1 protein-coding gene is annotated in these 1,834 nt (G+C 75.2%); it reads left to right on the top strand.

The features are described 5' to 3' along the window. Positions 1 to 74: 74 nt before the first annotated feature. Positions 75 to 1,834: beta-ketoacyl synthase N-terminal-like domain-containing protein (locus AB8Z36_RS39255; RefSeq protein ID WP_369218142.1), on the top strand; the 1,760-nt coding region annotated here is incomplete at its 3' end.

Genomic DNA, 1,834 nt, shown 5'->3' with positions numbered 1-1,834 from the left:
CCTCCGTCTCCGCCCCCGCTTCTGCCCCCGACCTCGACGGCCTCGACCTCGATGCGGCGGTCGCGGTGGTCGGGATGAGCGGTCGGTTCCCCGGCGCGCCCGACCTGGACGCGTACTGGGCGAACCTCCGCGACGGCGTCTGTACCCTCACCGACTTCACCGAGGCCGAACTCCTCGCCGACGGCGCCGATCCGGCGGAGCTGCGCGGCGCCGAGCACGTACCGGCCAAGGGGTTCCTCGCCGACGCCGACCGCTTCGAGGCCGAGCTGTTCGGCTTCAACCGTACGGAGGCCGCCGCCCTCGACCCCCAGCACCGCCTCCTCCTGGAGACCGCCTGGGCCGCCATCGAGGACGCGGGCCACGACCCGCTGGCCGTGCCGGGCCGTACCGGTGTGTACGTCGGCGGCAGCCCCACCGAGCACATGCTGGCCGCGCACACGGACCGCCGCCTCGCCGCGTCCATCGGCGCGATGCAGATCCGCATCCTCACGGACCGCGAGTTCCTCGCCCCCTGGATCTCCTACCGCCTGGGCCTCCAGGGCCCGAGCCTGACGGTCCAGACGGCCTGCTCGACCTCCCTGACCGCCGTCCACCTCGCCGCGCAGGCGCTGCTCCTCGGCGAGTGCGACACCGCGCTCGCGGGCGGCGTCAGCGTCGACACCGTGCGCAGACAGGGGTACGTGCACTACGCGGGCGGCATCTTCTCGGCAGACGGCCGCTGCCGCCCCTTCGACGAGCGCGCGGGCGGCACGGTGCCCGGCAGCGGAGTCGGCGTGGTCGTCCTGCGCCGCCTCTCCGACGCCCTGGCCGACGGCGACCCGGTCCGCGCGGTCCTCCGTGGCAGCGCGCTGACCAACGACGGCGCCACGAAGGTCGGATTCACCGCCCCCGGCGTCGAACAGCAGACGGCGGCGATCGTCGAGGCCTGGTCGGCCGCGGGCCTCGCACCCTCGGCGGCCCAGTACGTGGAGACGCACGGCACGGCGACGGAGCTGGGCGACCGCATCGAACTGGCGGCGGCCACGGCGGCGTTCGCTCCGCCCGCCGACGACTCCCGTGGCGACACCGGCACCGGTATCGGCATCGGCTCGGTCAAGTCGAACATCGGCCACCTGGACGCGGCGGCGGGCGTGGCCTCGTGCATCAAGGCCGTGCTGATGCTGGAGCACGCGACGCTGGCCCCCACGGTCAACGTCTCGCGCCCGCACCCGGATCTCCGTATGGACGCCACCCCCTTCCACGTGGTGGACAGCGCGAGACCGTGGCCGCTCCCGGCCGACGGCGTGCGCCGCGCGGGAGTCAGCTCGCTGGGCATCGGCGGCACGAACGTCCACGTGGTCCTGGAGCAGGCACCGGAGATCACACGGCTGAATGCGCCCGCACCGACGCCCGATGTCCGCCTCCGCCACCTCCTGCCGCTCTCCGCGCACACGGAGACGGCGCTGCGGTCGGTCGCGGCCCGCCTCGCCACGGCCCTGCGCGCCCCGGGCGGCCCCTGCCTCGCGGACACGGCGTACACCCTGCGCACGGGCCGTACCCCCATGGACGTACGCGCCTACGTCCTGGCCGAGGACCCGGCGGAGGCGGCGGAGCGTCTGACGGCGCTGGCGGAGGGCGGCGCCCTGGACGACGGCGGCGAGGCCCCGGCCCCCGACCCGGACGGCCTGCGCGGTCTCGGGGAACTGTGGCTGAAGGGCGGCTCGGTGCCGTGGCCGGAGACACCGGCGGAGGGCAGGAGGGTGAGCCTGCCGACGTACCCGTTCGCGGGGGAGAGCTTCGGGTCACTGACCCTGGCGCGCGGGCCGGAGCCCGAGCTTCAGGAGGCGCTGCCGGG

Source organism: Streptomyces flavofungini, assembly GCF_041028215.1.
Lineage (GTDB): Bacteria > Actinomycetota > Actinomycetes > Streptomycetales > Streptomycetaceae > Streptomyces > Streptomyces flavofungini_B.
Note: the sequence above shows the minus strand (reverse complement) of the source record. Positions and strands in the feature narration are given on the sequence as shown.